This window comes from Arthrospira sp. PCC 8006, from assembly GCF_046480465.1.
Taxonomy (GTDB): domain Bacteria; phylum Cyanobacteriota; class Cyanobacteriia; order Cyanobacteriales; family Microcoleaceae; genus Limnospira; species Limnospira platensis.
Genome location: NZ_PKGG01000402.1, coordinates 1 through 2,259, shown reverse-complemented (window position 1 = coordinate 2,259; position 2,259 = coordinate 1). Strand labels below are relative to the sequence as shown.

At 45.0% G+C, this 2,259-nt stretch carries 5 protein-coding genes; all 5 read left to right on the top strand.

Annotation, left to right across the window (positions count from 1 at the left end; translation table 11 throughout):
* The coding region (locus tag B9T16_RS27995) for a hypothetical protein (RefSeq protein WP_410246316.1) at nt 1–439 on the top strand (439 nt) is incomplete at its 5' end.
* Nucleotides 440–455: 16 nt separating this feature from the next.
* Nucleotides 456–989 carry a hypothetical protein gene (locus tag B9T16_RS27990; protein WP_410246315.1) on the top strand — a complete coding sequence of 178 codons (534 nt, stop codon included), beginning with the start codon at nt 456–458 and terminating at the stop codon, nt 987–989.
* Nucleotides 990–1,235: 246 nt separating this feature from the next.
* Nucleotides 1,236–1,490 (top strand): type II toxin-antitoxin system HicB family antitoxin, encoded by a 255-nt coding sequence (locus tag B9T16_RS27985; protein ID WP_410246314.1) that lies wholly within the window; start codon nt 1,236–1,238, stop codon nt 1,488–1,490.
* Nucleotides 1,487–1,654: a type II toxin-antitoxin system HicA family toxin gene (locus B9T16_RS27980; RefSeq protein ID WP_410246313.1), complete on the top strand. Its 168-nt coding sequence runs from the start codon at nt 1,487–1,489 to the stop codon at nt 1,652–1,654. Before B9T16_RS27985 ends, B9T16_RS27980 begins: the two co-directional genes overlap by 4 nt.
* 22 nt (nt 1,655–1,676) lie before the next feature.
* Nucleotides 1,677–2,259, top strand: a 583-nt coding sequence (locus tag B9T16_RS27975; protein WP_410246312.1) for a glycosyltransferase family 2 protein, incomplete at its 3' end; no start/stop codon positions are given.

Below are 2,259 nucleotides of genomic sequence, written 5' to 3'. Positions count from 1 at the left end.
TGAGGTGTGGGCGAATGTCCTGTTTGTACGAATGACTAAGGGGCGTTGTGTTTTCTACCCGAAAAAGGGGACGATTTGGGCGCACCGGGAAACGGGGACTTGTGTGTTGGCGGCGGATAATCAAGTGGCGGCGAGAAAGTTATATAAACAAATGGCAATTAAACTGCATCCTGATAAGCAGTCGGGTAGTCACGAGAAGTTTATTAAGCTGACAAATTGTTATGAAAATTATGAAGCAATTAGAATTAGATTTGGGGCTGAATTTGACGACGACTACCCGGAAGACCCCAAATACTCCAAATACCACTACTACACTGCCAGACAAAGCCACGAGTGGTTCAGAGAAACCTACAGCAGTTATAAAGCCTGGGTCAAAAGACGCAAGGAACAAGACGAGTACGCCAGACAGCAAGTCGAAGAACTCGGCGTGCCTTTTTGATGAAACCAGTCGCCGGGTGTTGGCGAGAAGACCTCGGTTTGAGAAGGATTATCAAAAGGATTTGACTTTCTACCTGGCTAAGGCTTGTGAATATTTACCCTGGCGTTTTTATGTGGAGTTCGAGGTGAATTGTGGGGGAAAGCAGGGTTTTATTGACCTGGTGTTAAAAACCCCAAGCCCTCAACATATGTTGATGGAGTTGAAAAAAGGGACGATAACTATTGAGATTATTAATGAGGTTTTGGAGAGAGGCTATGTGGAGGGGTATAAGCAACGCACCAAGAATGGTAAATATCCGATACTTTATATTATTGGGAATGATTTTTCCCCGGCAACTGAAGAATATGGTAAGTCTGTTAACCAACAGTTCAGGTTAAAGTTTAAAAGATGTAAGTATAAGCCTCAAGTTCTGGTGAGGAATTATGCACAATTAATGGGGTTTTTGGACTCTCGGTTAACGGAAACTGATATCGGTGGTTTTGAGTTAGACCGGGTGAGGCGGGATGTTCCTTTATTGTATGAGTTGCCCATGGGGGATTATATACCATAAAACATGATATTTGTCAAGGTGCGAATAACCGAATACTTTATGCCGGGAAACCGATATAAGTGACGGTTTGAGTGGGGGGTGTCGAGGTGGTGGCGATACGTCGCACTCCGAGGAGCTGAGGGCGGGCAATGCTTTGGAGGCTCGAAATTTGTGTTATAGTAGGTGTCCGTGGAAATTTGAGAGGTAAGTTGATGCGGTATATCAAAGAAATTTTCAAAGATGGGTTCTAGATTTGAGGAATGGTGTATGAATGCAAAGTTTATGTCTACTTCCGAACAAAAAATTTATAATTACACGGTGATTTTTGAAAAAGAATCAGAGGGGGGTTATCATGCTTTTTGTCCGGTTTTGAAAGGGTGTCACAGTCAGGGAGATGATTTTGAGGAAGCCTTGGTAAATATCACGGAAGCAATGGAATTATATATTGATAGTTTGCTTGAGGATAAAGAACCGATACCTGAAGAGAATCTGATCATCAAGCCTGTCCAGATCGCCCGATGAGTAATTTTTCGACAGTTAAGGCGAAAGATTTTATCCGAGTCATTAGCAAATTGGGTTATCAATTACACCGACAGAAAGGAAGTCATGGGATTTATAAACACTCATCGGGTCAAAGGGTGGTTGTACCGATCCACCCGGGTAAAGATTTGAAACCTGAACATTGAGAATCCGCAATCGATAAAAATCATGGTCAAGTGTTCTCTAGTCATCCGCTGTTACAACGAAGAACAACATATCGATCGCTTACTCAGTGGCATCATGCAACAGACTCTCATCGATCGCGAAATCATTATCGTTGATTCTGGCTCTACCGATGCCACAGTCTCCATTGCTTCGCGCTACCCAGTCAAAATTGTTAGCATCCGCCCTGAAGACTTTTCCTTCGGTCGCGCCCTCAACCTTGGCTGTCGGGCTGCCAGTGGTGATATTATAGTCATTGCCAGCGCCCATGTCTACCCTCTCTACAAAGATTGGCTCGAAAACCTACTATACCCCTTCCAGCGCCCGGAAGTTGCCCTCGTCTATGGCAGACAGCGGGGTAACGAAATCACCAAATACTCCGAACATCAGGTTTTTGCCAAATGGTTCCCGGAAACCCCTGACCCCAGCCAAATGCACCCCTTCTGTAATAACGCCAACGCGGCTATCCGCCGCCAAGTCTGGGAAAAACTGCCCTATGATGAGACGTTGACGGGGTTGGAAGATCTTGACTGGGCCAAACGCGCCCAGAGACTCGGATATCAAATTGCCTATCAACCGGAAGCGGAAA

Bases quoted from the DNA above. Each gene is read 5' to 3' on its own strand.
- B9T16_RS27980 (WP_410246313.1), top strand. From the start codon at position 1,487: ATGAGTAATTTTTCGACAGTTAAGGCGAAAGATTTTATCCGAGTCATT.
- B9T16_RS27985 (WP_410246314.1), top strand. From the start codon at position 1,236: ATGAATGCAAAGTTTATGTCTACTTCCGAACAAAAAATTTATAATTAC.